The following is a 26,291-nucleotide window of genomic DNA, read 5'->3' on the forward strand; positions in this document are numbered from 1 at the left end:
CCCTTCTCGAGCACGCACACGCCGATCTCGGCGCCTTTCTCGGCGGCCAGCTGCTTGAGCCGGATCGCCGCCGACAGCCCGGCTGGGCCGCCGCCGACGATCACGACGTCGTATTCCATCGATTCGCGCGGGCCGTATTGCTCGATGAGGTTTGCGGGGGTCATTGGCGTTCCTCTAACCGTTAGAATGCTTTTATTCGGGAGCGTATTGTCTGCGAAACGAAACGCTTGCCGCAACAGCACGCGGGCAGATTAGCACGATCGTTCTATTTATGTGCTAGGGTAGTGCCGCTCGGGTCATGCTGCCCGTGGCGGCGAAACGACATTGAAAGGGGAAGGACAAATGGGTCGGTCGATCAATCTGGAAGGCAAGGTTGCGTTGGTCACGGGCGCGTCGAGCGGCCTCGGGCAGCGTTTTGCGCAGGTGCTGTCGCAGGCCGGTGCGAAGGTCGTGCTCGCCAGCCGCCGCGTCGAGCGCCTGAAGGAGCTGCGCGCGGAGATCGAGGCGGCGGGCGGCGCCGCGCACGTCGTATCGCTCGACGTCACCGACGTCCAGAGCATCAAGGCGGCGGTTGCGCATGCGGAGACGGAAGCCGGCACGATCGACATCCTCGTGAACAATTCGGGCGTTTCGACGATGCAGAAGCTGGTCGATGTCACGCCGGCCGATTTCGAGTTCGTGTTCGACACCAATACGCGCGGCGCATTTTTCGTCGCCCAGGAAGTCGCGAAGCGGATGATCATGCGCGCGAACGGAAGCGGCAGCGGCAAGCCGCCGTGCCGGATCATCAACATCGCGTCGGTGGCGGGGCTGCGGGTGTTTCCGCAGATCGGCCTGTACGCGATGAGCAAGGCGGCGGTCGTGCAGATGACGCGTGCGATGGCGCTGGAGTGGGGGCGCCACGGGATCAACGTCAACGCGATCTGTCCGGGGTATATCGATACCGAAATCAACCATTACCTGTGGGAAACCGAGCAGGGCCAGAAGCTGCAGTCGATGCTGCCGCGCCGGCGCGTCGGCAAGCCGCAGGATCTCGACGGGCTGTTGTTGCTGCTCGCGGCCGACGAGTCGCAGTTCATCAACGGCTCGATTATCTCCGCCGACGACGGCTTCGGCCTCGCCTGAGTGGATGACATTCAGCAACGAAGAAGACTGCAATGAGCGCAACAAGCGATTACTCCCTCGTATTCGAGATGTCGATGCCCATCCGCTGGGGTGACATGGACGCATTCGGCCACGTGAACAACACGGTCTATTTCCGCTACATGGAACAGGCGCGGATCTCGTGGTTCGAGGAACTCGGCATCGCCGGCGGCAACGGCGAAGGGCAGGGGCCCGTCATCGTCACGGCATCGATGGAATTCCTCAAGCAACTGCACTATCCGGGCGACGTGATCGCGAGGATGTCGGCTGCCAAGCCCGGCCGGAGCAGCTTCGACACCGGTTTCGAGCTCACGCGCGCGGACGATCCGCAGCACGTCTATGCGCGCGGCAAGGCGCGCTGCGTGTGGGTCGACTATGCGCTCGGCAAGTCGGTGGAAATGCCGCAGTTGCTGCGCGACACGATCGAGCGCGCGCTCGCGACCAGGATCGGCTGAACGTCGAGGCCGCGATGCCCGTCGCCGCCCGAATCGGCCGCCTCGCGCGGCCGATCGTCATAGGGGGCCGCCGCGGGCGGCCCGTTCACTGCCCGAGCAGGCGTTGCAGCAGCTCCGGCGTATTGTTCGTCCCGTATTTGCGCATCAGTCGCGCGCGGTAGATGTCGACCGTGCGGGAGCTGATGTCCAGCACACGGCCGATCTGCTTGCTGGTCTTGCCGGTCGCGAGCTGGGCGGCGATCTCGCGCTCGCGCGGGGTCAGCTCGACGGCAACCCGGCGCGTCGCGCTCAAATCCTCGAAGGTCCACACGCCGGCCGAGAGCGGGGCGTTGCGGTCGAGCGCGCGGCCCGTCACATGGCACCAGAACAGCTCGCCGTCCGCCCGCTTCATGATCCTGTCATCCGAGTAGACGCCGTTCGCCGCCATCACGCGCGAGATGCGCTCGCCGATGCGCTGGAATTCGTCCGTCGACGGGTAGAGCACCGCGTACGACTGTCCGATCAGGTCGGCCCGCGCGCACCGGAAGATCGATGCGAGCGCGTCGTTGCAATCCTCGATCACGCGGTCGCGCGACATGACGAGGCCGAGCGGCGCGAGATGGAAGGCAGTCTGGTAGTCGAGAGCGGGCATGGCGCGGGCAGGCAGTGGCAAACGCTTATGTATTTTTGCGTATTGTGCCGTATCGGCGCTGCATCGTACCCTTTCAGGCATCTCGCGGCGATGTGCCGCGACATAAAAAAGCGCGCCTCGACGCAGGCATTGCCGCGCATGCATAGAATGATGCGGCGGGCTTGCGGGCCACACGGGCGCGTGAACCGGTTTTGCTGGTTTCCATAGAGGAAGGGACAACTGATGAACAAAGTCTATCCCGGCGCGGCTGCCGCGCTGGAAGGGATCGTCCGCGACGGGCAGACCTTCGCGGTGGGCGGCTTCGGCCTGTGCGGGATTCCCGAAGCGCTGATCGCGGCGTTGCGCGATTCGGCGGTCAAGGGCCTCACCTGCATCAGCAACAATGCGGGCGTCGACGGCTTCGGCCTCGGCCTGCTGCTGGAAACGCGCCAGATCAAGAAGATGATCTCGTCGTACGTCGGCGAGAACAAGGAGTTCGAGCGCCAGTACCTGGCCGGCGAACTCGAGCTCGAATTCACGCCGCAGGGCACGCTGGCCGAAAAGCTGCGCGCGGGCGGCGCGGGCATCCCCGCGTTCTTCACGAACACGGGCTACGGCACCGTGATCGCGGAAGGCAAGGAAACGCGCCAGTTCGGCGACCGGCACTACGTGCTCGAGCCGTCGCTGACGGCCGACGTCGCACTCGTGAAGGCCTGGAAGGCCGACAAGTCGGGCAACCTGATCTATCGCCGCACGGCGCGCAACTTCAACCCGATGTGCGCGATGGCCGGCAAGATCACCGTCGCGGAGGTCGAGGAGATCGTCGAGAACGGCGAGCTCGATCCGGACCACATCCATACGCCGGGAATCTTCGTGCAGCGCATCGTGCTGAATGCGACGCCCGAAAAACGCATCGAACAACGCGTCGTACGCGCGAAAGGAGACTGACATGGCCTGGAATCGTGACCAGATGGCCGCGCGCGCGGCGAAGGAACTGCAGGACGGCTTCTACGTGAACCTCGGCATCGGCCTGCCGACGCTCGTCGCGAACCACGTGCCGGAAGGCGTCGAGGTGTGGCTGCAGTCGGAGAACGGCCTGCTCGGCATCGGCCCGTCGCCGACCGAAGACGAAGTCGACGCCGATCTCATCAACGCCGGCAAGCAGACCGTCACGACGCTGCCGGGTTCGTCGATCTTCTCGTCGGCCGATTCGTTCGCGATGATCCGCGGCGGCCACATCAACCTCGCGATCCTCGGCGCGATGCAGGTCAGCAAGCAGGGCGACCTCGCGAACTGGATGATCCCGGGCAAGATGATCAAGGGCATGGGCGGCGCGATGGACCTCGTCGCCGGCGTGAAGCGCGTCGTCGTGCTGATGGAGCACGTCGCGAAGGGCGATCAGCACAAGATCCTCGACGAGTGCAATCTGCCGCTGACGGGAGTCGGCGTGGTCGACCTGATCATTACCGATCTCGGCGTAATCGAAGTGACGTCGTCCGGCCTGAAGGTTCTCGAACTCGCCGACGGCGTGAGCGTCGACGAGATCCAGACGAAGACCGGCGCGCCGCTCGACGTCAGCGCGGTCGCCTGAGTTTTTGCGTTCCGGTTCGCCCCGCATGCCTGCCGGCATGCGGGGCGTTTGCGTATACGTTGCCCCGGTCGTACGTGCATGGCGGAACCCCCGGCTGTCCTGGCCGGTGCGTTCGCCGCGCGCGGCGTGCGGTCGATCCGGGCGCTGCCCGGACCGCTGGCCGTCCGAATGCGGCACCGGCTCCGACAGGGCGCGCGATCTCGGGCGGATGCGCGCACGAGCGATAGCCAGCGACGGCGGCAAAGCGACCCGTGATCCGGAACGGGTTTACAATCGATCGCATCCCCCGGCTGCTTGGCTCTGGCGGGCCGGGCCCACGCATGCCATCGCGCCGCACAGTACCGTCGACAGGATGCCTCCGATGCCCACTTCTTCCCTGAATTCCCCGACTCCCCGCCAGCGGCATGTGCAATGTGCCAGCGCCGTCGGTCTTCACAACATGGCGTATACCGAATGGGGCGATCCAGCCAATTCGCGCGTCCTAGTGTGCGTGCATGGCCTGACCCGTTCCGGGCGCGATTTCGACCGGCTCGCCGCCGCGCTGTCCGATACGTATCGCGTCGTGTGCCCCGATGTCGTCGGGCGCGGCCGGTCGGACTGGCTGGCCGATCCGCGGCTCTACGCGATTCCGCAATACGTGGCCGACATCGTGACGCTGATCGCGCGGCTCGACGTCGAGTCGGTCGACTGGTTCGGCACGTCGATGGGCGGCCTGATCGGCATGGCGTTCGCGGGGCTGCCGGGTTCGCCGCTGCGCCGGATGATCGTCAACGACGTCGGTCCGCGCATCGAACCCGATTCGCTGACGCGTATCGGCGAATATCTCGGCGTGCAGCCGCGCTTTGCGACCGAGCAGGAGGGGATCGACTACCTGACGTCGCTGTCGCTGCCGTTCGGCGCGCTGACCGGCGACGAGTGGCGCGAGATCAACGGGCCGCTGCTGCGCGAACTGCCCGACGGCGGCTGGACGATGCGCTACGATCCGCGCATCGCCGAGCCGTTCAAGGCGACGACGCCCGAGCTGGCCGCGCTCGGCGAGGCCGCGCTGTGGCGCGCCGTCGAGACGACGGACGCGTCGCTGCTCGTCGTGCGCGGCGAGATATCCGACCTGCTGTCGCGCGAAACGGTGGCCGACATGATGCGTCGCGGCCGGCATGTGGCAGAGGCCGAGATTCCGGGAGTGGGCCATGCGCCGGCATTCGTCGACGCCAGCCAGATTGCGCTCGCGCGGCGGTTTTTCGTCGAAGGCAGCGCATAAACGCGTCATAATATGCGGTTCGGCGGCACGCGGGCCGCGTCGCCGCCCGATTCCTACCCACTCACGACCGGAACATTCCATGGCAGTCATTCGTCACCACGTCGGGGCGCGTCTCTCCGAAACCGCGATCCACAACGGTACCGTGTATCTGGCCGGCCAGATCGCCGAAGACACCACGCAGGACATCAAGGGCCAGACGCGCGAAGTGCTCGGCCACATCGACCGCCTGCTCGCCGAAGCGAACAGCGACAAGGCGCATCTGCTGTCGGTGCAGATCTACATCTCGGATCTGGCGAACTTCGAAGGCATGAATGCGGAGTGGGACGCATGGGTCGCGCAGGGCAACACGCCGCCGCGCGCCACCGTCGAGGCGAAGCTCGCGGATCCCGCGTTGCTCGTCGAGATCGTGGTCGTTGCCGCGCAGCGGAGCTGAACCGGGCGTAATCCGAAGATGACCGCATTTCGCCAGGCCTAGCCATGACCGAATCCGTTTCCGCTTCCCCCGTCGCGGCGCCGTCGTTCGACGACGTGCTCGCGTTCGTGCGCGAACGGGCGGGTGACGCGCGCCTGTCGTCGGGCGAATTGCTTGCCGATCACTCGGCGGGCACGGCGTCGATCATGCGCACGCTGAACGTCGATCCGTCCGCGATGCAGGCGGCCGCGCTGTTCGTGCTGACGCCGCATCTGAGCGACCCGGAGCGCGAGCTCACCGAGCGTTTCGGCGACGAAGTGGCGCGGCTCGTGTCGGACGTGCGCAAGCTGTTGCGGCTCGGCACCGTCAGCCTGCGTGTCGCGAGCGCGGTGCCCGAAGCGGGGCGCGACGCGGCGGAAGAGCGGCGTACGCAGATCGAGGCGCTGCGCAAGATGCTGCTCGCGTTCGCGCAGGACATCCGCGTAGTGCTGATCCGGCTCGCGTCGCGTCTGCAATCGCTGCGCTACTACGCGGCCGCGAAGATCGATCCGCCGCCCGACGTCGCGCGCGAGACGCTCGACATCTACGCGCCGCTCGCGAACCGTCTCGGTATCTGGCAACTGAAATGGGAGCTCGAGGATCTCGCGTTCCGCTTCGAGGATCCGGTCACCTACAAACGGATCGCGAAGCTGCTCGACGAGAAGCGCATCGAGCGCGAGGCGTATGTCACGCAGGCGATCGAGCGGCTGCAGCGCGAGCTGGCGGAGGCGAACATCCAGGCCGACGTGAGCGGCCGGCCGAAGCACATCTACAGCATCTGGCGCAAGATGCGCGGCAAGGAGCTCGACTTCTCCGAGCTGTACGACGTGCGTGCGTTTCGCGTGATCGTGCCGGACATCAAGGATTGCTACGCGGTGCTCGGCATCGTGCATCACCTGTGGCAGCCGGTGCCGAAGGAATTCGACGACTACATCTCGCGCCCCAAGCCGAACGGCTACAAGTCGCTGCACACGGTCGTGATCGGCGACGACGGCCGCGCGTTCGAGGTGCAGATCCGCACGCAGGAGATGCATCGTTTCGCCGAATACGGCGTTGCGGCGCACTGGCGCTACAAGGAGGCCGGCGCGCGCGGCTACGGCGGCCAGTTCTCGGCGAGCGACAAGTACGACGAGAAGATCGCGTGGCTCCGTCAGTTGCTGGCGTGGAAGGACGACATCGAGGACGGCGCGGAAAAGTCGGGCGACAAGGCGTGGGCGCAACTACGCGAGACGTCGCTCGACGACGACCACATCTATGTGCTGACGCCGCAGGCGCGCGTGATCGCGTTGCCGCAGGGCGCGACGCCGGTCGATTTCGCGTACCACCTGCACAGCGAGTTGGGCCACCGCTGCCGCGGCGCGCGTGTCGACGGCGCGATGGTGCCGCTCAATACGCCGCTCGCAAACGGCCAGACGGTCGAGATCGTCGCGGTGAAGGAGGGCGGGCCGTCGCGCGACTGGCTGAACCTGCAGCTCGGCTACATGAAAAGCCCGCGCGCGCGGCAGAAAGTGCGGGCGTGGTTCAACGGGATCGAGCAGGAAGAGAACATCGCGCACGGCCGCGCGCTCGTCGAAAAGACGCTGCAGCGCGAAGGCAAGACGTCGGTCAGTCTCGACAACCTCGCTGCGAAGCTCGGCTTCAAGTCGCCCGAGGAGTTGTTCTCGGTGGTCGGCAAGGAAGAATTCAGCCTGCGCAATGTCGAGCACGCGCTGTCCGATGCGCCGCCGCCCGAGCCGGCGCCCGAGGCGCCCGCCGATTTCGAGAAGCGCAGCAGCGGCGCGAGCGTCGCGCACGGCGCGTCGACCGGCGTGCTGGTGGTGGGTGTCGACGCGCTGCTGACCCAGCTCGCGCGCTGCTGCCGCCCGGCGCCGCCCGATCCGATCAGCGGTTTCGTCACGCGCGGCAAGGGGATGTCGATCCACCGCACCGATTGCCCGACGTTTCGCCGGATGGTCGAGCGCGCGCCGGAGCGCGTGCTGCAGACGACCTGGTCGGCCGATGTGCTGGGCGGCCGTGGCGCGTCCGTCTATCCGGTCGACCTGATGATCGAGGCCAGCGACCGGCAAGGGTTGCTGCGCGACATCTCGGAAGTGTTCGCGCGCGAGAAGATGAATGTGGTGGGGGTGAAGACGCAGAGCCGACGCAATGCGGCGTTCATGCAGTTTACCGTCGAGGTGTCGAATTCGGCGCAGGTGCAGCGCGCATGCGCGCTGCTCGGCGAGGTGCAGGGCGTCGTGCGGGCCGGGCGGAAGGCGTGATGGGGTCGAATTCCAGCTTTTTTGCTGCGACCGCATAAAAACGCTTGCCAAACGGGTAATCGCTCCATATAATTTCAGCTTCTCTAGGCTCGTAGCTCAGCTGGTTAGAGCACCACCTTGACATGGTGGGGGTCGTTGGTTCGAGTCCAATCGAGCCTACCAACGAATTGAGAATGCCCGGTCTCCGGGTGTTCGATGCAGTAAATAACTCAACGCGAACAAGGCGAATACGGTTATGACACCGCGAACGTTGACCGAAACTTTTTCGGAGCGACGCTAGTCGAGGAACCCTTTCGCCCTTTCAGTTTGAGTGAAGTATCGAATGCGGCCCCTCGAAAGCGGGGCCGCATTTTTTTTGTTCCAAAATTTCGCGCGATGGTTTTCGTCGCGTATCTGGTCTGCCGCCCACTGTCGGCATCACGGAGATTGCTATGGTTTCGATACGCTTGCCTGACGGCTCAGTTCGACAATACGAGCATCCGGTGACAGTTGCCGAGGTTGCGGCCTCGATCGGTCCCGGCCTTGCGAAGGCTGCGCTTGGCGGCAAGCTCGATGGCGAGCTCGTCGATACCTCGGCCGTGATCGACCGCGACGCGTCGCTCGCGATCGTCACCGACAAGGACGCCGACGGCCTCGACATCATCCGCCATTCGACGGCGCACTTGCTCGCGTACGCGGTGAAGGAACTGTATCCGGATGCGCAGGTGACGATCGGCCCGGTGATCGACAACGGCTTCTATTACGACTTCTCGTACAACCGGCCGTTTACGCCGGAAGATCTGGAAAAGATCGAAAAGCGTATGCAGGAGCTCGTGAAGAAGGACGAGCCCGTGACGCGCCGTGTCGTGTCGCGCGACGAGGCGGCCGGTTACTTCCGTAGCATCGGCGAGAAGTACAAGGCCGAGATCATCGAGTCGATTCCGCAAAGCGACGAAATCAAGCTGTATTCGCACGGCGGCTTCACCGATCTGTGCCGCGGCCCGCACGTCCCGTCGACGGGCAAGCTGAAGGTTTTCAAGTTGATGAAGGTCGCGGGCGCGTACTGGCGCGGCGATTCGAAGAACGAGCAGCTGCAGCGCATCTACGGCACGGCCTGGACGAAGAAGGAAGACCAGGATCAGTACCTGCACATGCTCGAGGAAGCGGAAAAGCGCGACCACCGCAAGCTCGGCAAGCAGCTCGACCTGTTCCACATGCAGGAAGAGTCGCCGGGCATGGTGTTCTGGCATCCGAAGGGCTGGGCGTTGTGGCAGCAGGTCGAGCAGTACATGCGCCGCCGCGTGAACGAAGCCGGCTACCTCGAGATCAAGACGCCGATGATCATGGACCGCTCGCTGTGGGAGGCGTCGGGCCACTGGCAGAACTATCGCGAGAACATGTTCACGACGGAGTCGGAAAAGCGCGACTACGCGATCAAGCCGATGAACTGCCCGGGTCACGTCCAGGTGTTCAAGCACGGCCTGCGCTCGTATCGCGACCTGCCGCTGCGTTACGCGGAATTCGGCTCGTGCCACCGCAACGAGGCGTCGGGTGCGCTGCATGGCCTGATGCGCGTGCGCGGCTTCGTGCAGGACGATGCGCACATCTTCTGTACGGAAGATCAGTTCATCTCGGAATCGATCGCGTTCAACACGCTGGCCATGAGCGTGTACAAGGACTTCGGTTTCGATCACATCGACATCAAGTTGTCGCTGCGCCCGGAGCAGCGTGCGGGCACGGACGAGACGTGGGATCGCGCCGAGCAGGGCCTGCGCGACGCGCTGACCGCCTGCGGCCTGACGTGGGAAGAATTGCCGGGTGAGGGCGCGTTCTACGGCCCGAAGATCGAGTACCACATCAAGGATGCGCTCGGCCGTTCGTGGCAGTGCGGCACGCTGCAGCTCGACATGGTGCTGCCGGAGCGCCTCGGCGCCGAGTATGTGGCGGACGACAGCAGCCGCCGCCGGCCGGTGATGTTGCACCGTGCGATCGTCGGTTCGATGGAGCGTTTCCTCGGCATTTTGATCGAGCACCACGCTGGTGCAATGCCCGCCTGGCTCGCGCCGTTCCAGGCAGTTGTGCTCAATATTGCCGAAAGTCAGGCCGAATATGCGCAATCTCTGGCCCAATCGTTGCAAAAACAAGGGGTTAGGGTGGAGGCAGATTTGCGCAACGAGAAGATTAGCTATAAAATACGCGAGCACACGCTGGAAAAGGTGCCTTATCTCCTCGTCGTGGGCGATAAGGAGCGTGATGCGCAAACGGTAGCCGTGCGTGCCCGTGGCGGCGTCGATCTTGGCGTGATGCCGGTCGAAGCCTTCGTTGAGCGTCTGCAGGAAGACCTGCGCTCGTTCAAGTAACCGCCCTGGCAGCGCGGCTCGTTTTTTTAATTTTTAGAGGAAACGTAACATCGCTACTGATAAGTCGTCGCATCGCATCAACGGTGAAATCACTGCGCCGGAAGTGCGTCTGGTCGGGATCGAGAACGAACCGCTCGGTATCGTAAAACTCGCTGATGCTTTCCGTAAATCGGAAGAACTGGATGTTGACCTGGTGGAAATCGCGCCGCAAGCGGTTCCCCCGGTTTGCCGTCTGATGGATTACGGCAAGTTCAAGTACCAGGAATCGAAGAAGCAGCACGAAGCGAAGCTGAAGCAGAAGGTCATCCAGGTCAAGGAAGTCAAGTTCCGCCCGGGTACCGATGACGGGGATTACAACGTCAAGCTCCGCAATCTCGTGCGCTTCCTCGAAGAGGGCGACAAGACGAAGATCACGTTGCGTTTCCGCGGCCGCGAAATGGCTCACCAGGAAATCGGTATGCGGATGCTCGAGCGTCTGCGCACGGATCTCGAGGAAGTCGGCCAGGTCGAGCAGATGCCGAAGATGGAAGGGCGCCAGATGATCATGGTGCTCTCGCCGAAGAAAAAGAAGTAAACCGGGCCGGCGCGCCGTGCGCGCGGGTTTGGCAGTGGTTCGGCGCGTTGCCCGGTCAGGGCGGCGCGCCAGCAACGGCGGCTGCGCAAGCGGTTCGCCGTACACAAGTGGACTGGGTTTCGAAGGGCGGGTCAAGGGCGCAAGCCAACCGCACACCCATCGCCATCTAATAAACTGGAGTTGTTCGTCATGCCTAAGATGAAGACCAAGAAGAGCGCTGCAAAGCGCTTCGTGGTGCGTCCGGGCGGTACCGTCAAGCGCGGTCAAGCCTTCAAGCGTCACATCCTGACCAAGAAAACCACGAAGAACAAGCGCCATCTGCGCGGCGCCACGGCAGTTCATGATTCCGATCTGAACTCCGTCCGCGCGATGCTCCCGTTCGCGTAACCCCTCAATCGATACTCCAAGGAGAGAAACATGCCTCGAGTCAAACGTGGGGTAACCGCACGGGCCCGCCACAAGAAGATCATCAACCTGGCCAAGGGTTATCGCGGCCGCCGCAATAACGTCTACCGCATCGCCAAGCAGGCGGTGATGCGCGCTGGTCAGTACGCGTACCGCGATCGCCGCAACAAGAAGCGTGTGTTCCGCGCACTGTGGATCACGCGTATCAACGCGGCAGTTCGCCAGCACGACATGACCTACAGCGTGTTCATCAACGGCCTGAAGAAGGCGTCGATCGAACTCGACCGTAAGGTGCTGGCCGACATGGCGGTGTTCGACAAGGCTGCTTTTGCTGCGATCGTCAAGCAGGTGAAAGCCGCCGTTGCAGGCTAATTGAGAAATTAGCACTGCGTGGTGAGTTGCAGCGACGTTCCGGTAGTTTCGGCCGCTGCAGCGAAAACGGGGCTCTTCCGAGCCCCTTTTTTGTTTGGTGAGGTAGTTTCGCTCGCCAAGACCGAATGACGTTGGAAATGATGGGATCTATGGATCTGGACCAGATTGTCGCCGACGCGCAGCAGTCCTTCGAACAGGCTGCCGACATCACCACGCTCGAAAACGAGAAAGCACGATTTCTCGGCAAGTCGGGTGCGCTGACCGAGTTGCTCAAGGGCCTCGGCAAGCTCGATCCCGAAGCACGCAAGACCGAAGGCGCACGCATCAACGTCGCGAAGCAGCAGGTTGAAGCCGCGCTGACCGCGCGTCGCCAGGCACTGGCCGATGCGCTGCTGAACCAGCGCCTCGCCGCCGAGGCGATCGACGTGACGCTGCCGGGCCGCGGTGCCGGTGCAGGCAGCCTGCACCCCGTGATGCGCACGTGGGAGCGCGTCGAACAGATTTTCCGCTCGATCGGCTTCGACGTGGCCGACGGTCCCGAAATCGAGACCGACTGGTACAACTTCACGTCGCTGAACAGCCCGGAGAACCATCCGGCGCGTTCGATGCAGGACACCTTCTACGTTGAAGGCAAGGACGCCGACGGCCGCCAGCTGCTGCTGCGCACGCACACGAGCCCGATGCAGGTGCGTTACGCGCGCATGAACCGCCCGCCGATCAAGGTGATCGCGCCGGGCCGCACGTATCGCGTCGACAGCGATGCAACCCACTCGCCGATGTTCAATCAGGTCGAGGGGCTGTGGATCGACGAGAACATCAGCTTTGCCGACCTCAAGGGCGTCTATACCGACTTCCTGAAAAAATTCTTCGAGCGCGACGATATCCTCGTGCGCTTCCGTCCGTCGTATTTCCCGTTCACGGAACCGTCGGCCGAGATCGACATGATGTTCGAGCAAGGCAAGAACGCCGGCAAGTGGCTCGAGATCTCCGGTTCGGGGCAGGTGCATCCGACCGTGATTCGCAACATGGGCCTCGATCCCGAACGCTATATCGGCTTCGCGTTCGGCAGCGGCCTCGAGCGCCTGACGATGCTGCGCTACGGCGTCCAGGATCTCCGGCTGTTCTTCGAGAACGACCTGCGGTTCCTGCGCCAGTTCGCATAACGCCGCCGCCGCGCCGACCTGTGCCCGCGCATGCCCTGACGGACGATCCGATGGGGCCCGGGCGTCGATCTAACCTGTTTCGAACGTAGACATCCATGCAATTCCCTGAATCCTGGTTGAGAACCTTTGTCGACCCGCAGCTGACGACCGACGAACTGTCGCATGCGCTGACGATGGCGGGGCTCGAAGTCGAATCGCTGAGCAAGGCTGCGCCGCCGACGTCGAAGATCGTCGTCGGCCGCGTGCTCGAAGTCGTCAAGCATCCGGATGCGGACAAGCTCAATGTCTGCCAGGTCGACGCCGGCACCGGCGCGACGTTGAATATCGTCTGCGGCGCACCGAACGTCGCGCCCGGCATCAAGGTGCCGGTCGCGCTGGTCGGCGCGGAGTTGCCGCCGGCGGAAGAAGGCGGCAAGCCGTTCGCGATCAAGCTGTCGAAGCTGCGCGGCGTCGAGAGCCAGGGGATGCTGTGCTCGGCGCGCGAGCTGAAGCTGTCGGAAGACCACAGCGGCCTGCTGATCCTGCCGGACGACACGCCGGTCGGCCAGGATATTCGCGAGACGCTCAATCTCGACGACACGATCTTCGAAGTCAAGCTGACGCCGAACAAGGCCGACTGCCTGTCCGTATTCGGCATCGCGCGCGAGACGGCCGCGATCACCGGCGCGCCGCTGACGCCGGTCGACATCCGCCCGGTGCGCGTCGAGCTCGAGGAAACGCTGCCGGTGCGCATCGCGGCGCCCGATCTGTGCGGCCGTTTCTCGGGCCGTGTGATCCGCGGCGTGAACGCGCGTGCGAAGACCCCGCAGTGGATGGTCGAGCGCCTCGAGCGTTCGGGCCAGCGCAGCGTGTCGGCACTCGTCGATATCTCGAACTACGTGATGTTCGAACTCGGCCGCCCGTCGCACGTGTTCGATCTCGACAAGATCCACGGCGGTATCGAGGTGCGCTGGGGCAAGCGTGGCGAATCGCTGAAGCTGCTCAACGGCAACACGGTCGAGCTCGACGAAACGGTCGGCGTGATTTCGGACGACGCGCAGGTCGAAAGCCTGGCCGGCATCATGGGCGGCGACAGCACCGCCGTCACGCTCGACACGACCCATATCTACCTCGAAGCCGCGTTCTGGTGGCCGGACAGCATCCGCGGCCGTGCGCGCAAGTACAACTTCTCGACCGATGCGGCGCACCGCTTCGAGCGCGGCGTCGATTACGCGACGACCGTCGAGCACGTCGAGCGCATCACGCAACTGATTCTCGAGATTTGCGGCGGCAAGGCCGGCCCGGTCGACGATCAGTCCGTGAACCTGCCGCAGCGGGCGCCGGTGAAGATGCGCGTGTCGCGCGCGAACCGCATCATCGGCGTGCAGATCGGCGCCGACGAGATCGCCAGCATCTTCACGCGCCTCGGCCTGCCGTTCGAGCGTGAGGACGATGCGTTCCTCGTCACGCCGCCGTCGCACCGCTTCGATATCGAGATCGAGGAAGACCTGATCGAGGAAGTGGCGCGGATTTACGGTTTCGAGAAGATTCCGGCCCGCCCGCCGGTCGCGACGAGCGAAATGCGTGCGACCGACGAGACGCGGCGCTCGATCCACGACATCCGTCATGCGCTCGCCGCGCGCGACTACGCGGAAACCGTCAACTTCAGCTTCGTCGATGCGGAGTGGGAGCGCGATTTCGCGGGCAACGACAACCCGATCCGGCTGTTGAACCCGATCGCGAGCCAGCTTTCGGTCATGCGTACGACGCTGTTCGGGAGCCTGGTTGCCGTGCTGCGCCATAACCTGAATCGCCGCGCCGATCGTGTTCGCGTGTTCGAATCGGGCCGCGTGTTCCTCGCCGATCCGTCGGTTAAGGCCGGCGAACTGGCGGTCGAAGGTCATGCGCAGCCGAAGCGTGTCGGCGCGCTGGCGTACGGCCCCGCGGTCGATGAGCAATGGGGCGTGGCGACCCGTCCGGTCGATTTCTTCGACGTGAAGGGCGATCTCGAGGCGCTGCTTGCCCCTGCGTCCGCACGCTTCGTGAAGGCGGAACATCCGGCCCTTCATCCGGGCCGCAGCGCGCGCATCGAGGTCGACGGCCGCGCGGTCGGCTGGATCGGCGAACTGCACCCGCGCCTGATGCAGAAGTACGAGCTGCCGCATGCGCCCGTGATGTTCGAAATCGACACGGACGCGTTGATGGCCCGTGCGCTGCCCGCGCCGTCCGACGTGTCGAAATTCCCGCCGGTCCGTCGCGATATCGCCGTTGTCGTCGATCAGGCGGTCGAGGTTCAGGCACTTTTCGACGAAATGAAGAAGGCGCTTGCCGAAGAGGCCTGCCGATTCGTTCAGAAGGTTGTACTCTTCGACGAATTTCGTGCAAAATCAAATACTTCCGGTGGTCTTGCCGCGCACGAGAAGAGCCTTGCCTTCCGCGTGACGCTGCAGGACGCGGCTGGCACGTTACAGGACGAGGTCGTCGATCAGGCGATCCAGACGCTGGTCGAGCGGATGGCTCGTGCCGGTGCGCGCCTGCGCGGCTAAGGAGAGGGGCCGCCCGCACGCGGGCGGCTTGCTCCGATCGTAAGTTTTGATTTAACGCGCTGTATGGCAGATATGAACGACATGACCTCGAGTGAATTCGAAGCCCTCCTGACGGCGCAACGCAGCGCCATGAACCGCGACGCTTCGGCGCCGGCGTCCACCGAGACGCCCACGCTCACGAAGGCGGAGCTGGCGGAGCTGCTGTTCGACAGCGTCGGGCTGAACAAGCGTGAAGCGAAGGACATGGTCGAGGCATTTTTCGAAGTGATCCGCGACGCGCTCGAGAACGGCGAAAGCGTCAAGTTGTCGGGATTCGGCAATTTCCAGTTGCGCGACAAGCCGCAGCGTCCGGGCCGCAATCCGAAGACGGGCGAGGCGATTCCGATCGCGGCTCGCCGGGTGGTAACCTTCCACGCGAGCCAGAAGCTGAAGGCGCTGGTCGAAAACGGCGCGGAGTAAATCGCCGCGCACTGACGTCCCGCGCGGCCGCCGCGCACCCTTTACCGACGGTTAACCGACGATGACCACCACGGTTGAGAAAGTCGTCTTGCCTCCGATTCCCGCGAAGCGCTACTTCACGATCGGTGAAGTCAGCGAACTGTGCGGGGTCAAGCCGCATGTGCTGCGTTATTGGGAACAGGAATTTACCCAGTTGCGGCCGGTGAAGCGGCGCGGCAATCGCCGGTATTACCAGCATCACGAAGTGCTGCTGATCCGGCGGATTCGCGAATTGCTGTACGAGCAGGGCTTCACGATCAACGGTGCACGCAACCGGCTCGATTCGCCGGGCGGCGAGCGGGCTCCGGTGGCGCCCGCCGAACCGGAGGTGCACGCCGCCGACGCGCGGGCGCCGGTCAAGCCGGGCGCAACCGTCGACGTCATTGCATTGCGGCAGGCGCTGCTCGACGTGATCGACGGATTGAAGCACGATTGAGCGAGAAGGATGAAAGGACAAGCCCGGTTGGCGACACGTCACCGGGCTTTTTTCATGGGGGGCACACGTCGTCAACGCGAGGCGAGCGGATTCTTCTGCCCCATGTCGACGACCAGCGTGCCGTCCGGCAGCATCCGCACCGAGCCTTGCGCGACCTGGCTCCGGTAGCCGTACAGGTCGAAACGCATCGGGCCGGCTTCGGCCGAATTCCGGATCAGCGCGCGTACGTTCAGTTCGAGCACGTTGAACATCTTCATGTCGCCGCCTTCCATCCACATGTAGCTCGACGCATCGATCTGCGGCCGCTGTGGCGCGGGTGCGCCGGCCACACGCCGGAACGTGAGGCGCAGCCCGTCGCGTTCGACCGTTGCCTGTCCCAGCTTGCCGTCCAGCACCGGCGGCGGGAACACGGTGTACTGGTCGAGCACGAGCGTGTCGCCGCGCAGCGCCGCGCCGCGACGCTGCAACGGCGTCAGCGAAGCGAGTTCGATGCCGAGCGAGCGCAGCAGCTTGGCCTGCGGAACGCCGAGCACCGACACCTGCGAAGGCTTGAACGCGAGGTGCCGGTCGTCGAGCACGGAGAGCGAGCCCTTCATGTCGGTCGGCAGCCAGACGCCGGGCACGTGGTTCCACAGCTTGATGCCGCCCTGGACGCGCAGGTCCGTGCCGTCCGCGCTCAGTTGCAGGTTGTTCAGCGAACGCGGCGAGTAGTCGAGCAGATAGTTGTTGAAGAGCGCGGACATCGCCTTCCACGATTCGACGACCGTGCCGCCCAGGATGCGAATGTCGTACTGGTTCGGATCGTCGAGATCGACGGGTTCGCCGGGCCGCCTGGACACGAGTTCGACGTCGAGGTCCTCGACATGGAAGCCGATGTCGCCCGACAGGTTGAAATCGACGTTGCGCAAGTGGATCGTCGGGTTGCGGTTCGACACGTGCCGTTCGTTGAACGGCGTCGTCGACGAGCGTCGCATCGCGACCTTCTGCATGCCCGGTCGCGCGGTGTCCGCTGCGAGTGCGTAGGCTTCCCAGTGCTGTCGCACGTCGCGCAGCGTGCTCTGCTGCGCGGCAAGAAAGCTGTCGTTCAGGCGCGCGGCCGCGTTGCCGAGCAGGGCGCCGCTGGCCGGGCCGGCATACGAAGGCATCCGGATGGCCATCGCGCCGTTTTCGTCGAAATTGAAGTACCCGGCCGACACCTGGTCGCGATAGTGATACAGGTCGAACACGAAAGTCTGGTCGCGCTTCGCCGGATCGACCGGGCCGATCAGGATGTCCGCGTTCATCGGCATCGAGCGCATGAACTTCACGTCGCCGCCGCGTATGTACATCGCTCGCTGCGGCGCGTTCGCGGGCATCGCGAAGCCCGCATGCGTCCCGTCGTCGAGCGTCAGGTCGAGGCCGGCCGGGCTCACGCGCAGCGCGGTGATCGTGAGCTTCAGGCGCGGCGGCGGCATCAGCTTGTCGACCGCCATCACGAGATCGTCGCCGGCGAGCTGCGCGATCGGCGTCTGCACCTTCAGCAGGTCGGCCATCTTCACGTTGGCCGCGCGCATCACCGGCTGTGCGTTGATGCCCGATACGCGCACGCCGGTCGGATGGAACACGAGCTGGCTGCCGTCGCGGATCGCGAGGGTGCCGGTCAGCGAGAACGGCACCCAGCCGTCGCGCTGCATCTCGCCCTGCAGGTGAATCACGCCGTCGCCGGCCGACACGGCGAGCTTGCGCAGCGGGGCGTTGCGGTAGCCGAAGATGTAGGTATTGAAGAGGGCCGTCAGCTTCGCGTTGTCGAGCGTGACCGTGCCTTCATGCACGTCGATCTCGAAGCTCGTCGGATCGTCGAACACGATCGGCGCGCCGGCCTGCGACGGCACGAGCGTCGCCGACAATCGATGGATGAAGAAGCCGAGATTGTTGACGATGCGGAAATCGACGTCGCGCAGGAATGTCATCGCGCCGTTCTGGCCCGAGTCGCGCAGCGTGAACGGGCGCGGTTGCGTGAGATTGATCGATGCGAGCGACGGCACGGTGCGCGCGATCTGCTGCTCGCGGGCGAGGCGTTCGGCTTTGGTTCGCTCGATCTTCGTCGATGCGGCCGACGTGCCGCCGTCACGCTGCGCCGACGATTCCGCGCAACCGGTGCAGAGCAGTGCGAGTGCCAGCGCGCCGCACCCGAGCGCGCGGGATGTCCCGTGCGAAACCGGAGCGGCCGCGCGACGCAGGCCGGACATCCAGTCGAGAATTGCCAAAGGCGAGCGATGGCCGCGCCGGACCGCATTCCGCATCGTCTGTCTCCATGTCTTGTCGTGATCGACGGCGGCGCGCACCGCGGCACGGCGCGAGCGTCGATGCGCAGCAGTGTGTCATAGCGCGCTAGAGCCGCGTTACCAAACAACGAGCGCCCGGGCCGGACGCGCCGGCGGGCTGCGGGGCAACGGATTCGGGGTGATCGGGCCGCCGGATCAAACGGTCGTTTGGTTCGTGGGGGCGGTGGGCGGGGAGGGCTTCTACGGCGGCGGGACAAGCGCGCTGCCGGGCTTGGCCGATGCGGGTTTCGCCGGGTTCGCGACGCGGCGGCCGGCCCGAACCGGGGCGGGGGCGTTTCCGCCTCGTCGTGGCCGCCCGCCGCCGATCAGACCAGCATTCGCTGCCGGATGACGTTCAGCGTCGCGAGGTCGAGTTGCAGGCCGTTCGCGATGTACGACGTCATCGAGCCGTACGATGCAGTCACCTGATCGAATGCCGCCTGCAGATAGTCGGCACGCGCGCCTTGCAGCGCGGTCATCATGTCTGTGGCGTTTTGTCCGCCGGCTTTCTGCGCCTGGGCGACCGAGGCGCCAATTGTCGCTGAGCTATAGGTGTTGGTCAGCAGGTAGTCGGCGAGTATCGTCTGCGGGGAGAGGCTGAGGATCGTGTGCAGAATGACGGTCGCCCAGCCGGTGCGGTCCTTGCCGGCCGTACAGTGGAAAACCAGGTTTCCGTCCGAGGCGGCGAAGCCGGTGAGGCGTGCGTGATAGCCGGCACACGCGTTGTCCGATGCGACGAACGCGCGGTACATGTTCAGCATGAACGCGGTTGCGGTCGGGCCGGTGGTCGGGATCGGATCGATACTGGCGGCGCCGAGCACGTTGAGGTTTTGCCAGGTCGCGCCGGGCAGCGGTGTGTCCGGCTGGGTCTTGATTTCGGCGGGTGTGCGCAGGTCGCAGACCTGCTTGATGCCGAGCGTGCCGACGGCGGCGAAATCGTCGGCCGACAGCGCGAGCGCCGACGACCGATAGAGCACGCTTTTCCTCATCCTCGCGCTGCCGGTCATCGTATAGCCGGTTCCGTCGGGTCCGGCCGTGTCGCGAAAGTTCGATGCCGAGTTCAGCCGCGGTGTCGTGACCGGTGCGACCGCGATCGTGTCGCCTCCGCACGCCGACAGAAGCGGCACGCTTCCCAGCGCCGCGCCTATCGTTCCGGCGCCCGGCCGGAGAAAATGTCGACGGGAGATTTCATATTTCCGATGCATTCGATGCCCTTCGCCGGAGACGGCTGCAAGATGTCGCGACTGCGGTAGCGACCGAACCCCCCCTCGGTGTCATGCGCGATGCGGCAAGGCCGGGGCGCTCCATCGGTCGACGTTCAGTCGAACGGTTCGCCCGGACGCGTCGTTCTCGGGCCGGGTACCCGCACGGTAGCGATTTGCGGCAATGCGGCCATCGTCCCTTTCGATCAGGGCGGAATGCGGGTTGCCGGTGCCGGCGGCGCATGGCCGATGAGTAGGAGCGGCGGCGGCGCGGTAAGATCGGTACAGGTGGCTGTCCCGATCAAAGCAGAATCGCCATCACGGGGAAGCGTCATGGATCTGAAGGAAGTCGACGTATTGGGTGCGGGGGTAGGCGATCACTGGTACTACGCGTCGAAGGCGAGCGCGATTCGCCGGTTCCTGGGCGCGGCGGGTGCGAGCCGCATACTCGACGTCGGTGCGGGCTCGGGCTTCTTTTCGAAACATTTGCTCGAGCGCACGCGGGCGTCGGAAGCGTGGTGCGTCGATACGAGCTACGCCGACGATACCGATGGCGAGGCGGCGGGCAAGCCGATCCATTTCCGGCGTTCCGTTGAACGGTTCGACGCCGATCTCGTGTTGCTGATGGACGTGCTCGAGCACGTCGACGACGACGTCGGGCTGCTGGCGCAGTATGTGGCGGGCGCGCCTTCGGGCAGCCGGTTTCTGATCACGGTGCCCGCGTTCCAGTTTCTCTGGAGCGGCCATGACGATTTTCTCGAGCACAAGCGCCGATATACGCTCGGCGGTCTCGAGGCGGTGGTTCGCCGCGCAGGGCTCGACGTCGAACGCGGCGCCTATTACTTCGGCCTCACGTTTCCGCTTGCGGCTGCATTGCGGCTGGGTGAACGGGCTCGCCGGCATCCGCGCGAGCCGGTGTCGCAATTGCGGCGGCACCATCCGTTCGTCAACGGTTTGCTCAAGACGATCTGTCGGGTCGAACTGCCGATGTTCCGGTTCAACCGCGCCGCAGGCCTGACGATCATCTGTGTCGCGCGCAAGCGGTGAGCGCGGGGCGGTACGCATGCCGCCGCTTGCAACGGTGCCGTTGCGTCAAAAAATTTCACAAGAATTTCGACAAAATGCATTTGACCCGTTCTAAATTGGAAAACTGTCTGTTATAATTTTTTGCTTCGGGGCGTAGCGCAGCCTGGTAGCGTACCTGCATGGGGTGCAGGTGGTCGGAGGTTCAAATCCTCTCGCCCCGACCAGGAATCAAGGCCTGGAAGGCTTGTTGGTAAAGGGTTTCCTTTTCCGGCTTAGCTTTCCAGGCCTTTCCTTTTTCCGGGTGTGTCACTCCCGCCATACAAGAGTGCGGAGATGACTGGCTTGGCGACTCTTCCTACTGGGGTCTATTTGCGCCCTGGCTCGTCCGTGTTCCACCGCCGGATCGGCGTGCCCAAAGACCTGCAACAGCACTTCCGCAATCCCAAGACCGGCAAGCCGAAGGTCGATGCGTTCCGGGCGAGTCTCAGGACAGGCAATCGCGCCGAGGCCGGCACAAGGGCGCACGAGATCATCGCGGAATGGCAACGGCGATTTTGAGGCCCTCAGGTCCAGGGACAAGCCGGCTCCGGTCGTGATGCTTACCCCCCGTTACTATCTTCGTGCCCAGACTATCGGGGCCCGAAGATAGTAACGGGGCGCTGAAGCGTAGCGATCTGCGGGCGGCAAAGGCCCGCGCGGAGCGTACTGCCGAGACGTGGCGGATTCGGATCGGCTAGGTGACGCCAGAAGGAACCCAATGCCTGATCCGCATCGCACGGGAAGCAGTGACGGCTTGGCAAGACGTGAGCAAGCGGAAGCAAGGCGAACCAATTGATACCCCGGTTGCGCCGGTGCTGCCCCTGGCGCAGATGGAGTCGCCCGAACCCGCCGAGCCGCCCAACACACTGCGCGATGTCGTGCCGTCCTGGATCGCCGCAATGCCCCTAAGAACAACGCCGTTGAGCGCATGGAGAGGGCGCTGACGTTGTTCGAGCAGGCCGTCGGCAGCGTGCCGCTTACGGAACTGACGAAGGCCAAAGGGGCCGCATTTGTTGAGTTCTTATTGGATCTGGCGCGAGGATGGTCCCGTAAGGCGGCGGCAAACCATGCTGCATGTGTCGCGTCCCTTGCAAACGTAGCCGTAAAGGTTGATCTACTGGAGCGAAATCCGCTCGACCTCACATTGGACAAGACAATCGGGGCGAAGTCCCGTGAGCCTTGGACTGACGATGAACTGCGGCGAATGTTCGGTCATTTGCTGTTCTCCGGCCGTATGGCCGAGGTTCCCCATTGGCAGGACGTGGAGCCGTCTGATGGTCGCGCCTTGCTGCTGTTGCTCCTGCCCACTGGGGCTCGCATTGGCGAGATTGCGCAACTACGGAAAGAGGATTTCCAGAGCCGTAACGGGGTTACGGTAATACAGATCCCGACGAGAGCCGTCACTGCGGACCAATGCGGTTTGCGTTGGCCTCGGAATGCTGATGGCTGGCGTTTGCCGCGCCAGCGGGACTATCGCCTTTGACCCCTCGACCTCGGCACCTTCCGCCATTCCGTTGCGGGATGGGCGTGTCCCCCCGTCCAATAGTCCGAGAGAGGTTCTAAGGGGCAGACGGAACTGCCGGGAGTGACATAGAGGCACGCATCGGTGATGGCAGTGCTGATGCTATCGAAAACCTTTCATGGGTTTTGCATTGATTGACGGACAGCGAGGCGCGAGTAAGGGAAAGCACTAGCTGTTAGGCTGTAGAATACCCCGCGAGAGAACCTGGGCTATCTTGGTGACAAGTAGGCTAAAAGTAATATAAGAGATCGGGATGAGTGTGCAAGACATCATGAGGGCGATTCAAGGCGGGCCGATCCAACAGGATCGTTTGCTGAAACTCGACACCCCGCTTGGGGACAATGTGTTACTGCCTACGCGTACTGTAGGCCGGTCCAAAATTGGACGACATTACGATTTCACGCTCGATGTGGCGTCGACGCGCAGCGATCTCAAGCTGACGAGGCTGATTGGCCAGCCCATTACTCTATGGCTCCAGCAGGCCGACCACTCCTACCTCCCGCGTCACGGTTACGTTTACGCAGTAAGGCGGCTGGGATCGGAAGGCGGACTAACCAGCTTCCAAATCAGCTTCGCCTCGTGGATGCATTTCCTGAAATTTCGCCGCGATCAGCGTATCTGGCAGGACAAACCGGTGGATGAAATCCTCCGGGACGTATTCAACGCTTATTCGCAGGCGAGAGGCAGATTCGATTTTGCACTCTCGAAGCCGCTTCCGCCGAGATCATATTGCACACAGTACGAGGGCGATTGGAATTTCGTTCATCGGTTGATGGAAGAGGAGGGGTTGTTCAGCATCTGGAAGCAGGCCAGCGACGGTAAATCGCATACCTTGACCATCACGGATCGCCTGGATTCGTGTGAGCCGCTTGTCGCAAGTTCAGTGCAGTTCTCGCGCGACGGCGTGAATAGCGAGGTCGATGGGTTGATCCACTGGTCCGGCCTGCGCACCCTCCATAGCGCCGCGCTGACCACTCGCACGTTCGACTACAAGAGTCCCTCACCGCTCGCGAATCCGAAGGGTACCAACATCCCGACGATGTCCCATGAACTACCGGAACAGTTGGAGATGTACGAATACACCGGCCCGTACACGTATCTTGAGCAGGAGCGTGGGGATCACCTTTCTAAAATTCGCATGGAAGAGTGGGAGTCTCGTGCCAAGCGGTTTTACGGCACTGGCGGACTGCGCAGCGCTGATGCGGGACGGTCATTTACACTTGTCGGGCATCCACAACACGATCTTGAATCCGCCGAGCGTAACGAGTTCGCCATTATCGAAGTGGTTTGGCTGATCGAGAACAATCTCCCAGTTTCAAACCATCACGCAAATCTCCCAGGCAGTTTGCAACGCCAATTGGCGGAGGCGTCGGCGAATCAGGACGGAGCACGGCCATCCCGCGTACTCCATCATGATGGCTCCGAGGGCTTTTTTCTGGTTGAGTTAGAGGCGCAGCGTAAATCCGTGCCTTTCCGAAGCCCGTTCGAGCACCGCAAGCCCGTCATGCAAATGCAGACTGCGACGGTGGTTGGTCCGCGAGAGCAGAATATATATACCGATGAGTTGGGTCGAACCAAGATCCAATTCCACTGGGATCGAATCGGGCAACGCGATACGCGGAGTTCGTGCTGGGTGCGTGTGAGCCATCCGTGGGCGGGTCAGGGATTCGGAATGATCCATGTCCCACGTATCGGCGATGAAGTCGTCGTGTCGTTCTTGGACGGATGCCCCGATCGCCCTCTTATCACGGGCCGCGTGCCGAACGGCGTCAATTTTGTCCAATGGAAGCTCCCGGATAACCAAGCCTTGTCTGGCCTACGTTCGCGAGATTTGGCCAGTACGATGGCGAACCATATCGTTGCCGACGACACGCCGGGCAAACTTCAAGTGCAAGTCGCGAGCGATCACGAGCGGTCTCGCCTAGTGGTCGGGTACAACACGCGCATTGAAGGCAATGAAGGGCGTGGTGAAGCACGCGGAATCGGTTGGGAACTAGCAACCGACTCGTGGGGCGTGCTGCGGGCGAACCAAGGGATGTTGGTGACAACCGAAGCTCGCTCGGGTGCGGCGTCCGCAGTGAAGGACATGGGCGAGACGGTGCAGCGTTTGGTACAAGCGAGAGACTTGCACGATACGCTTGCCAATGCGGCCGTCCAAGCGCAAGCGCAGGATGCGCAGGACCAGCCCGAGGTTGCCAAGGCACTTCGGAAACAGAGCGACGAGATTAGAGGGGCGGGTGGTGGGAAAGGGGGCGACGCGTTTCCGGAATTGTCGAAGCCCCATCTGGTCTTCGCATCACCGGCCGGAATTGAGGCGACGACAGCAGGCAGTACCCATCTTGCAAGCAGTGAACATATGGCGTTCACGAGTGGCGCACATGTCAGTGTCAGCAGCGGCAGCAATCTGCTGGCTACTGCCCGCAACGCGATTCGCTTCTTTGCGTACAAGCTTGGCATTCGAATGGTGTCATACGCTGGAGACATTGATCTCAAGGCGCTGCAGAAAAACCTTAATCTGCTGGCGAAGCTCGAAATCACGCAGACGGCGAGCCGCATCACGATCAGGGCAACTGACGAGGTGATGTTGCACGGTGGCGACAGCTATATCAGCCTGAAAAGCGGCAAGATTACGGTGGGTGGTGGCGTTTATGAGGTTAACGCTCAAGTAAGCAACATGCCGCCCAAGCCGATGGGGGTTGCGTCGAACGGTACACCCGCCGTCGAGGCGAACGACCAAACTTTCAGAATGCTCACCCCCTCAGGGCGATCTCTGCCGGGTGTTGCCTATCGAATGACATCCGACTCCGGAGAGCATGTTTTTCAGACCAATAATCTCGGCCGATCGGCAACCTTGAATACAGCTCAGGAAGAAAATGTTAAATTTGGCATTCACTGGGACGAACTCTTCACGGACGCAGATAAGTAAAGGTTAAAAAATGGCCAATCTTGCAGAAGATACTACCAACCCGAAGAGTAATACGTGCATTGACGCGAGTTGCGATTGCAAAATCATCTGGTCGCTCGCCCATCAATATGCGATGGCCCAACTGGATACGCGCACTCCCGTCCTGAAGGATGGAACGCCCGATTATCGATTCAGTTCGCATTCCATTTCAGAAACCAAGATTGAACCCGGTGATGCATCGTTTGTCGGAAAAAACTATGGGGCAAGAGCCCGTCGGGTGGCATCAAGCTACGCACGCATGTTTCTTGAGGATTTTCATCTCGGAGAAAAGGACAAGCTTGGCCGGTTTTATTGGACTGGTCTAGGTGCGTTTGCGGCCAAACAGGTTTCAGCTAATTTGGAAGGCTGGCAGGTAGACAAGATGCCCGGCATGGGTATCGTTCACGAAGGATTGGGAAAAGGTAATCTGTGGATTTATAACGATCTTCTCGTCTGGTGCTACGGATATGCGGCGGACCCAGCGGCGTTCCAGGATTGCGCCAAGCAACGTGACAGTCGGCAATACCATCCCACCGTGCAGAAGAACCTGATGCGACAGCAGTGGGCGGGCGACGTGGTTCCAAAGTGCCCGGTGATCAATGAAGCCAGCGCCTCAATGGACGATGCAGGATCAGGTAAATTCCTTGGCTCCAATTCGGAGAATCCGGGATATTTCAAATGGACTCCACGAGTATCCATCGGCTTCAATTTGGTCAAGCAATGGGAAGAAACGACCGACAGCACCTTTAAAAACAACTTTGCCTTCAATCATCTTTGGGTAATGGCACAGCATGAGCAGGGCGAAGTGTTGCAAGGGCTGATATATAATGACGCGAAATTCATTGGTAAGCTTAAATTTCAGCGAACTATGGATCAAGCGACCAGCTCGGAAAAATGGTGGGCTGCGCCGGCGCGTGCGTTCCACGCGTTAATTCCACCTTTGCAACTGAGCTTCACGGCTCAAGATGAAACGTCCGACATGAAGTATCGCTCCAACGCCCCGAAGGATCTAATCCTTGAAGATTACAAGCAACGAATGGCGTGGATTAAGGATACCGGAAAATTATTTCACTTTCTCATGCAAAAGCAGCGCAATTACATGCTGAGCGAACTAAAGGCAATTGCCGCAATGGGTGGCTTGACATAATTGGCTTACTGATCGCGAACTATTATTCGA

The 26,291-nt window shown here is 62.8% G+C and carries 24 protein-coding genes and 2 tRNA genes; 22 read left to right on the plus strand and 4 right to left on the minus strand.

The genetic code is table 11. From position 1 onward, the window contains the following. Positions 1–164, minus strand: a 164-nt coding sequence (locus tag GQ57_RS42155) for an FAD-dependent oxidoreductase (RefSeq protein ID WP_152603370.1), incomplete at its 3' end; no start/stop codon positions are given. Positions 165–342: 178 nt separating this feature from the next. Here GQ57_RS42155 and GQ57_RS28155 point away from each other — a divergent pair. Together GQ57_RS28155 and GQ57_RS28160 are read left to right on the plus strand one after the other, a co-directional pair. After that, a complete protein-coding gene (locus tag GQ57_RS28155; protein ID WP_031402181.1) occupies positions 343–1,125 on the plus strand; it encodes an SDR family oxidoreductase in 783 nt (260 codons plus the stop codon). A 32-nt stretch (positions 1,126–1,157) separates the two neighbouring features. Beyond that, entirely contained in the window at positions 1,158–1,598 is a 441-nt protein-coding gene (locus tag GQ57_RS28160; protein ID WP_031402182.1) for an acyl-CoA thioesterase, read from the plus strand. A gap of 85 nt (positions 1,599–1,683) precedes the next feature. On the opposite strand, the gene GQ57_RS28165 is transcribed toward GQ57_RS28160, so the two are convergent. After that, positions 1,684–2,229 carry a LuxR C-terminal-related transcriptional regulator gene (locus GQ57_RS28165; protein WP_031402183.1) on the minus strand — a complete coding sequence of 182 codons (546 nt, stop codon included), beginning with the start codon at positions 2,227–2,229 and terminating at the stop codon, positions 1,684–1,686. Between the two features lie 222 nt (positions 2,230–2,451). Between GQ57_RS28165 and GQ57_RS28170 the strand changes: the two genes are divergently transcribed. From GQ57_RS28170 to GQ57_RS28235, 14 genes are all read left to right on the plus strand, one after another. Beyond that, on the plus strand, positions 2,452–3,156 hold the full coding sequence (locus GQ57_RS28170) for a CoA transferase subunit A (protein ID WP_031402184.1): 705 nt from the start codon (positions 2,452–2,454) through the stop codon (positions 3,154–3,156). A 1-nt stretch (position 3,157) separates the two neighbouring features. Beyond that, complete coding sequence (locus tag GQ57_RS28175; protein WP_031402185.1) at positions 3,158–3,799, plus strand: CoA transferase subunit B; 642 nt, start codon at positions 3,158–3,160, stop codon at positions 3,797–3,799. Positions 3,800–4,160: 361 nt separating this feature from the next. Then, positions 4,161–5,057, plus strand: a complete 897-nt coding sequence (locus GQ57_RS28180; protein WP_031402186.1) for an alpha/beta fold hydrolase — start codon at positions 4,161–4,163, stop codon at positions 5,055–5,057. A gap of 79 nt (positions 5,058–5,136) precedes the next feature. Next, entirely contained in the window at positions 5,137–5,490 is a 354-nt protein-coding gene (locus tag GQ57_RS28185; RefSeq protein ID WP_014897238.1) for a RidA family protein, read from the plus strand. Positions 5,491–5,534: 44 nt separating this feature from the next. Then, on the plus strand, positions 5,535–7,766 hold the full coding sequence (locus GQ57_RS28190) for a RelA/SpoT family protein (RefSeq protein ID WP_034199617.1): 2,232 nt from the start codon (positions 5,535–5,537) through the stop codon (positions 7,764–7,766). Positions 7,767–7,851: 85 nt separating this feature from the next. Beyond that, a tRNA-Val gene (locus GQ57_RS28195) sits at positions 7,852–7,928 on the plus strand. Between the two features lie 269 nt (positions 7,929–8,197). After that, positions 8,198–10,105: a threonine--tRNA ligase gene (gene thrS, locus GQ57_RS28200; RefSeq protein WP_034199618.1), complete on the plus strand. Its 1,908-nt coding sequence runs from the start codon at positions 8,198–8,200 to the stop codon at positions 10,103–10,105. 49 nt (positions 10,106–10,154) lie between these two features. Beyond that, positions 10,155–10,679, plus strand: a complete 525-nt coding sequence (gene infC / locus GQ57_RS28205) for a translation initiation factor IF-3 (protein ID WP_071734130.1) — start codon at positions 10,155–10,157, stop codon at positions 10,677–10,679. Between the two features lie 189 nt (positions 10,680–10,868). Beyond that, positions 10,869–11,066: a 50S ribosomal protein L35 gene (rpmI, locus tag GQ57_RS28210; protein ID WP_004191477.1), complete on the plus strand. Its 198-nt coding sequence runs from the start codon at positions 10,869–10,871 to the stop codon at positions 11,064–11,066. Positions 11,067–11,096: 30 nt separating this feature from the next. Next, positions 11,097–11,456, plus strand: a complete 360-nt coding sequence (rplT, locus tag GQ57_RS28215; protein ID WP_031402189.1) for a 50S ribosomal protein L20 — start codon at positions 11,097–11,099, stop codon at positions 11,454–11,456. A 149-nt stretch (positions 11,457–11,605) separates the two neighbouring features. Further along, entirely contained in the window at positions 11,606–12,619 is a 1,014-nt protein-coding gene (pheS, locus tag GQ57_RS28220) for a phenylalanine--tRNA ligase subunit alpha (protein WP_031402190.1), read from the plus strand. Between the two features lie 95 nt (positions 12,620–12,714). Continuing rightward, positions 12,715–15,144, plus strand: coding sequence for a phenylalanine--tRNA ligase subunit beta (gene pheT, locus GQ57_RS28225; RefSeq protein WP_034199619.1), 2,430 nt, complete (start codon positions 12,715–12,717; stop codon positions 15,142–15,144). Positions 15,145–15,216: 72 nt separating this feature from the next. Continuing rightward, positions 15,217–15,603, plus strand: a complete 387-nt coding sequence (locus tag GQ57_RS28230) for an integration host factor subunit alpha (protein WP_006486093.1) — start codon at positions 15,217–15,219, stop codon at positions 15,601–15,603. 61 nt (positions 15,604–15,664) lie between these two features. Then, positions 15,665–16,078 carry a MerR family transcriptional regulator gene (locus GQ57_RS28235; RefSeq protein ID WP_031402192.1) on the plus strand — a complete coding sequence of 138 codons (414 nt, stop codon included), beginning with the start codon at positions 15,665–15,667 and terminating at the stop codon, positions 16,076–16,078. Between the two features lie 71 nt (positions 16,079–16,149). Here the strand turns inward: GQ57_RS28235 and GQ57_RS28240 are convergent, their stop codons facing one another. After that, complete coding sequence (locus GQ57_RS28240; RefSeq protein WP_034199638.1) at positions 16,150–18,360, minus strand: hypothetical protein; 2,211 nt, start codon at positions 18,358–18,360, stop codon at positions 16,150–16,152. A 347-nt stretch (positions 18,361–18,707) separates the two neighbouring features. Then, the gene (locus tag GQ57_RS28245; RefSeq protein ID WP_268810890.1) at positions 18,708–19,508 is read right to left on the minus strand and encodes a tyrosine-protein phosphatase; all 801 of its coding nucleotides are present in this window, start codon (positions 19,506–19,508) and stop codon (positions 18,708–18,710) included. Between the two features lie 408 nt (positions 19,509–19,916). Between GQ57_RS28245 and GQ57_RS28250 the strand changes: the two genes are divergently transcribed. The 6 genes from GQ57_RS28250 (at position 19,917) to GQ57_RS42160 (ending at position 26,261) form a co-directional block, all read left to right on the plus strand. Continuing rightward, entirely contained in the window at positions 19,917–20,630 is a 714-nt protein-coding gene (locus GQ57_RS28250; RefSeq protein ID WP_034199621.1) for a class I SAM-dependent methyltransferase, read from the plus strand. A 126-nt stretch (positions 20,631–20,756) separates the two neighbouring features. Then, positions 20,757–20,833, plus strand: a tRNA-Pro gene (locus GQ57_RS28255). 118 nt (positions 20,834–20,951) lie between these two features. Next, a complete protein-coding gene (locus GQ57_RS28260) occupies positions 20,952–21,167 on the plus strand; it encodes a DUF6538 domain-containing protein (protein ID WP_152603371.1) in 216 nt (71 codons plus the stop codon). A gap of 409 nt (positions 21,168–21,576) precedes the next feature. Further along, entirely contained in the window at positions 21,577–22,131 is a 555-nt protein-coding gene (locus GQ57_RS28265; protein WP_052001511.1) for a hypothetical protein, read from the plus strand. 292 nt (positions 22,132–22,423) lie between these two features. Next, on the plus strand, positions 22,424–25,096 hold the full coding sequence (locus GQ57_RS28270; protein ID WP_034199623.1) for a type VI secretion system Vgr family protein: 2,673 nt from the start codon (positions 22,424–22,426) through the stop codon (positions 25,094–25,096). A 10-nt stretch (positions 25,097–25,106) separates the two neighbouring features. Continuing rightward, a complete protein-coding gene (locus tag GQ57_RS42160) occupies positions 25,107–26,261 on the plus strand; it encodes a DUF2515 family protein (RefSeq protein ID WP_034199624.1) in 1,155 nt (384 codons plus the stop codon). The last annotated feature ends 30 nt before the right edge of the window (positions 26,262–26,291 follow it).

The organism is Burkholderia sp. MSh2, from assembly GCF_000731655.1.
Taxonomy (GTDB): Bacteria; Pseudomonadota; Gammaproteobacteria; order Burkholderiales; family Burkholderiaceae; genus Burkholderia; species Burkholderia paludis.

Bases quoted from the DNA above. Each gene is read 5' to 3' on its own strand.
- GQ57_RS28155 (WP_031402181.1), top strand. From the start codon at position 343: ATGGGTCGGTCGATCAATCTGGAAGGCAAGGTTGCGTTGGTCACGGGC.
- GQ57_RS28160 (WP_031402182.1), top strand. From the start codon at position 1,158: ATGAGCGCAACAAGCGATTACTCCCTCGTATTCGAGATGTCGATGCCC.
- GQ57_RS28165 (WP_031402183.1), bottom strand. From the start codon at position 2,229: ATGCCCGCTCTCGACTACCAGACTGCCTTCCATCTCGCGCCGCTCGGC.
- GQ57_RS28170 (WP_031402184.1), top strand. From the start codon at position 2,452: ATGAACAAAGTCTATCCCGGCGCGGCTGCCGCGCTGGAAGGGATCGTC.
- GQ57_RS28175 (WP_031402185.1), top strand. From the start codon at position 3,158: ATGGCCTGGAATCGTGACCAGATGGCCGCGCGCGCGGCGAAGGAACTG.
- GQ57_RS28180 (WP_031402186.1), top strand. From the start codon at position 4,161: ATGCCCACTTCTTCCCTGAATTCCCCGACTCCCCGCCAGCGGCATGTG.
- GQ57_RS28185 (WP_014897238.1), top strand. From the start codon at position 5,137: ATGGCAGTCATTCGTCACCACGTCGGGGCGCGTCTCTCCGAAACCGCG.
- GQ57_RS28190 (WP_034199617.1), top strand. From the start codon at position 5,535: ATGACCGAATCCGTTTCCGCTTCCCCCGTCGCGGCGCCGTCGTTCGAC.
- thrS (WP_034199618.1), top strand. From the start codon at position 8,198: ATGGTTTCGATACGCTTGCCTGACGGCTCAGTTCGACAATACGAGCAT.
- rpmI (WP_004191477.1), top strand. From the start codon at position 10,869: ATGCCTAAGATGAAGACCAAGAAGAGCGCTGCAAAGCGCTTCGTGGTG.
- rplT (WP_031402189.1), top strand. From the start codon at position 11,097: ATGCCTCGAGTCAAACGTGGGGTAACCGCACGGGCCCGCCACAAGAAG.
- pheS (WP_031402190.1), top strand. From the start codon at position 11,606: ATGGATCTGGACCAGATTGTCGCCGACGCGCAGCAGTCCTTCGAACAG.
- pheT (WP_034199619.1), top strand. From the start codon at position 12,715: ATGCAATTCCCTGAATCCTGGTTGAGAACCTTTGTCGACCCGCAGCTG.
- GQ57_RS28230 (WP_006486093.1), top strand. From the start codon at position 15,217: ATGAACGACATGACCTCGAGTGAATTCGAAGCCCTCCTGACGGCGCAA.
- GQ57_RS28235 (WP_031402192.1), top strand. From the start codon at position 15,665: ATGACCACCACGGTTGAGAAAGTCGTCTTGCCTCCGATTCCCGCGAAG.
- GQ57_RS28240 (WP_034199638.1), bottom strand. From the start codon at position 18,360: ATGCGGAATGCGGTCCGGCGCGGCCATCGCTCGCCTTTGGCAATTCTC.
- GQ57_RS28250 (WP_034199621.1), top strand. From the start codon at position 19,917: ATGGATCTGAAGGAAGTCGACGTATTGGGTGCGGGGGTAGGCGATCAC.
- GQ57_RS28265 (WP_052001511.1), top strand. From the start codon at position 21,577: ATGGAGAGGGCGCTGACGTTGTTCGAGCAGGCCGTCGGCAGCGTGCCG.
- GQ57_RS28270 (WP_034199623.1), top strand. From the start codon at position 22,424: ATGAGTGTGCAAGACATCATGAGGGCGATTCAAGGCGGGCCGATCCAA.
- GQ57_RS42160 (WP_034199624.1), top strand. From the start codon at position 25,107: ATGGCCAATCTTGCAGAAGATACTACCAACCCGAAGAGTAATACGTGC.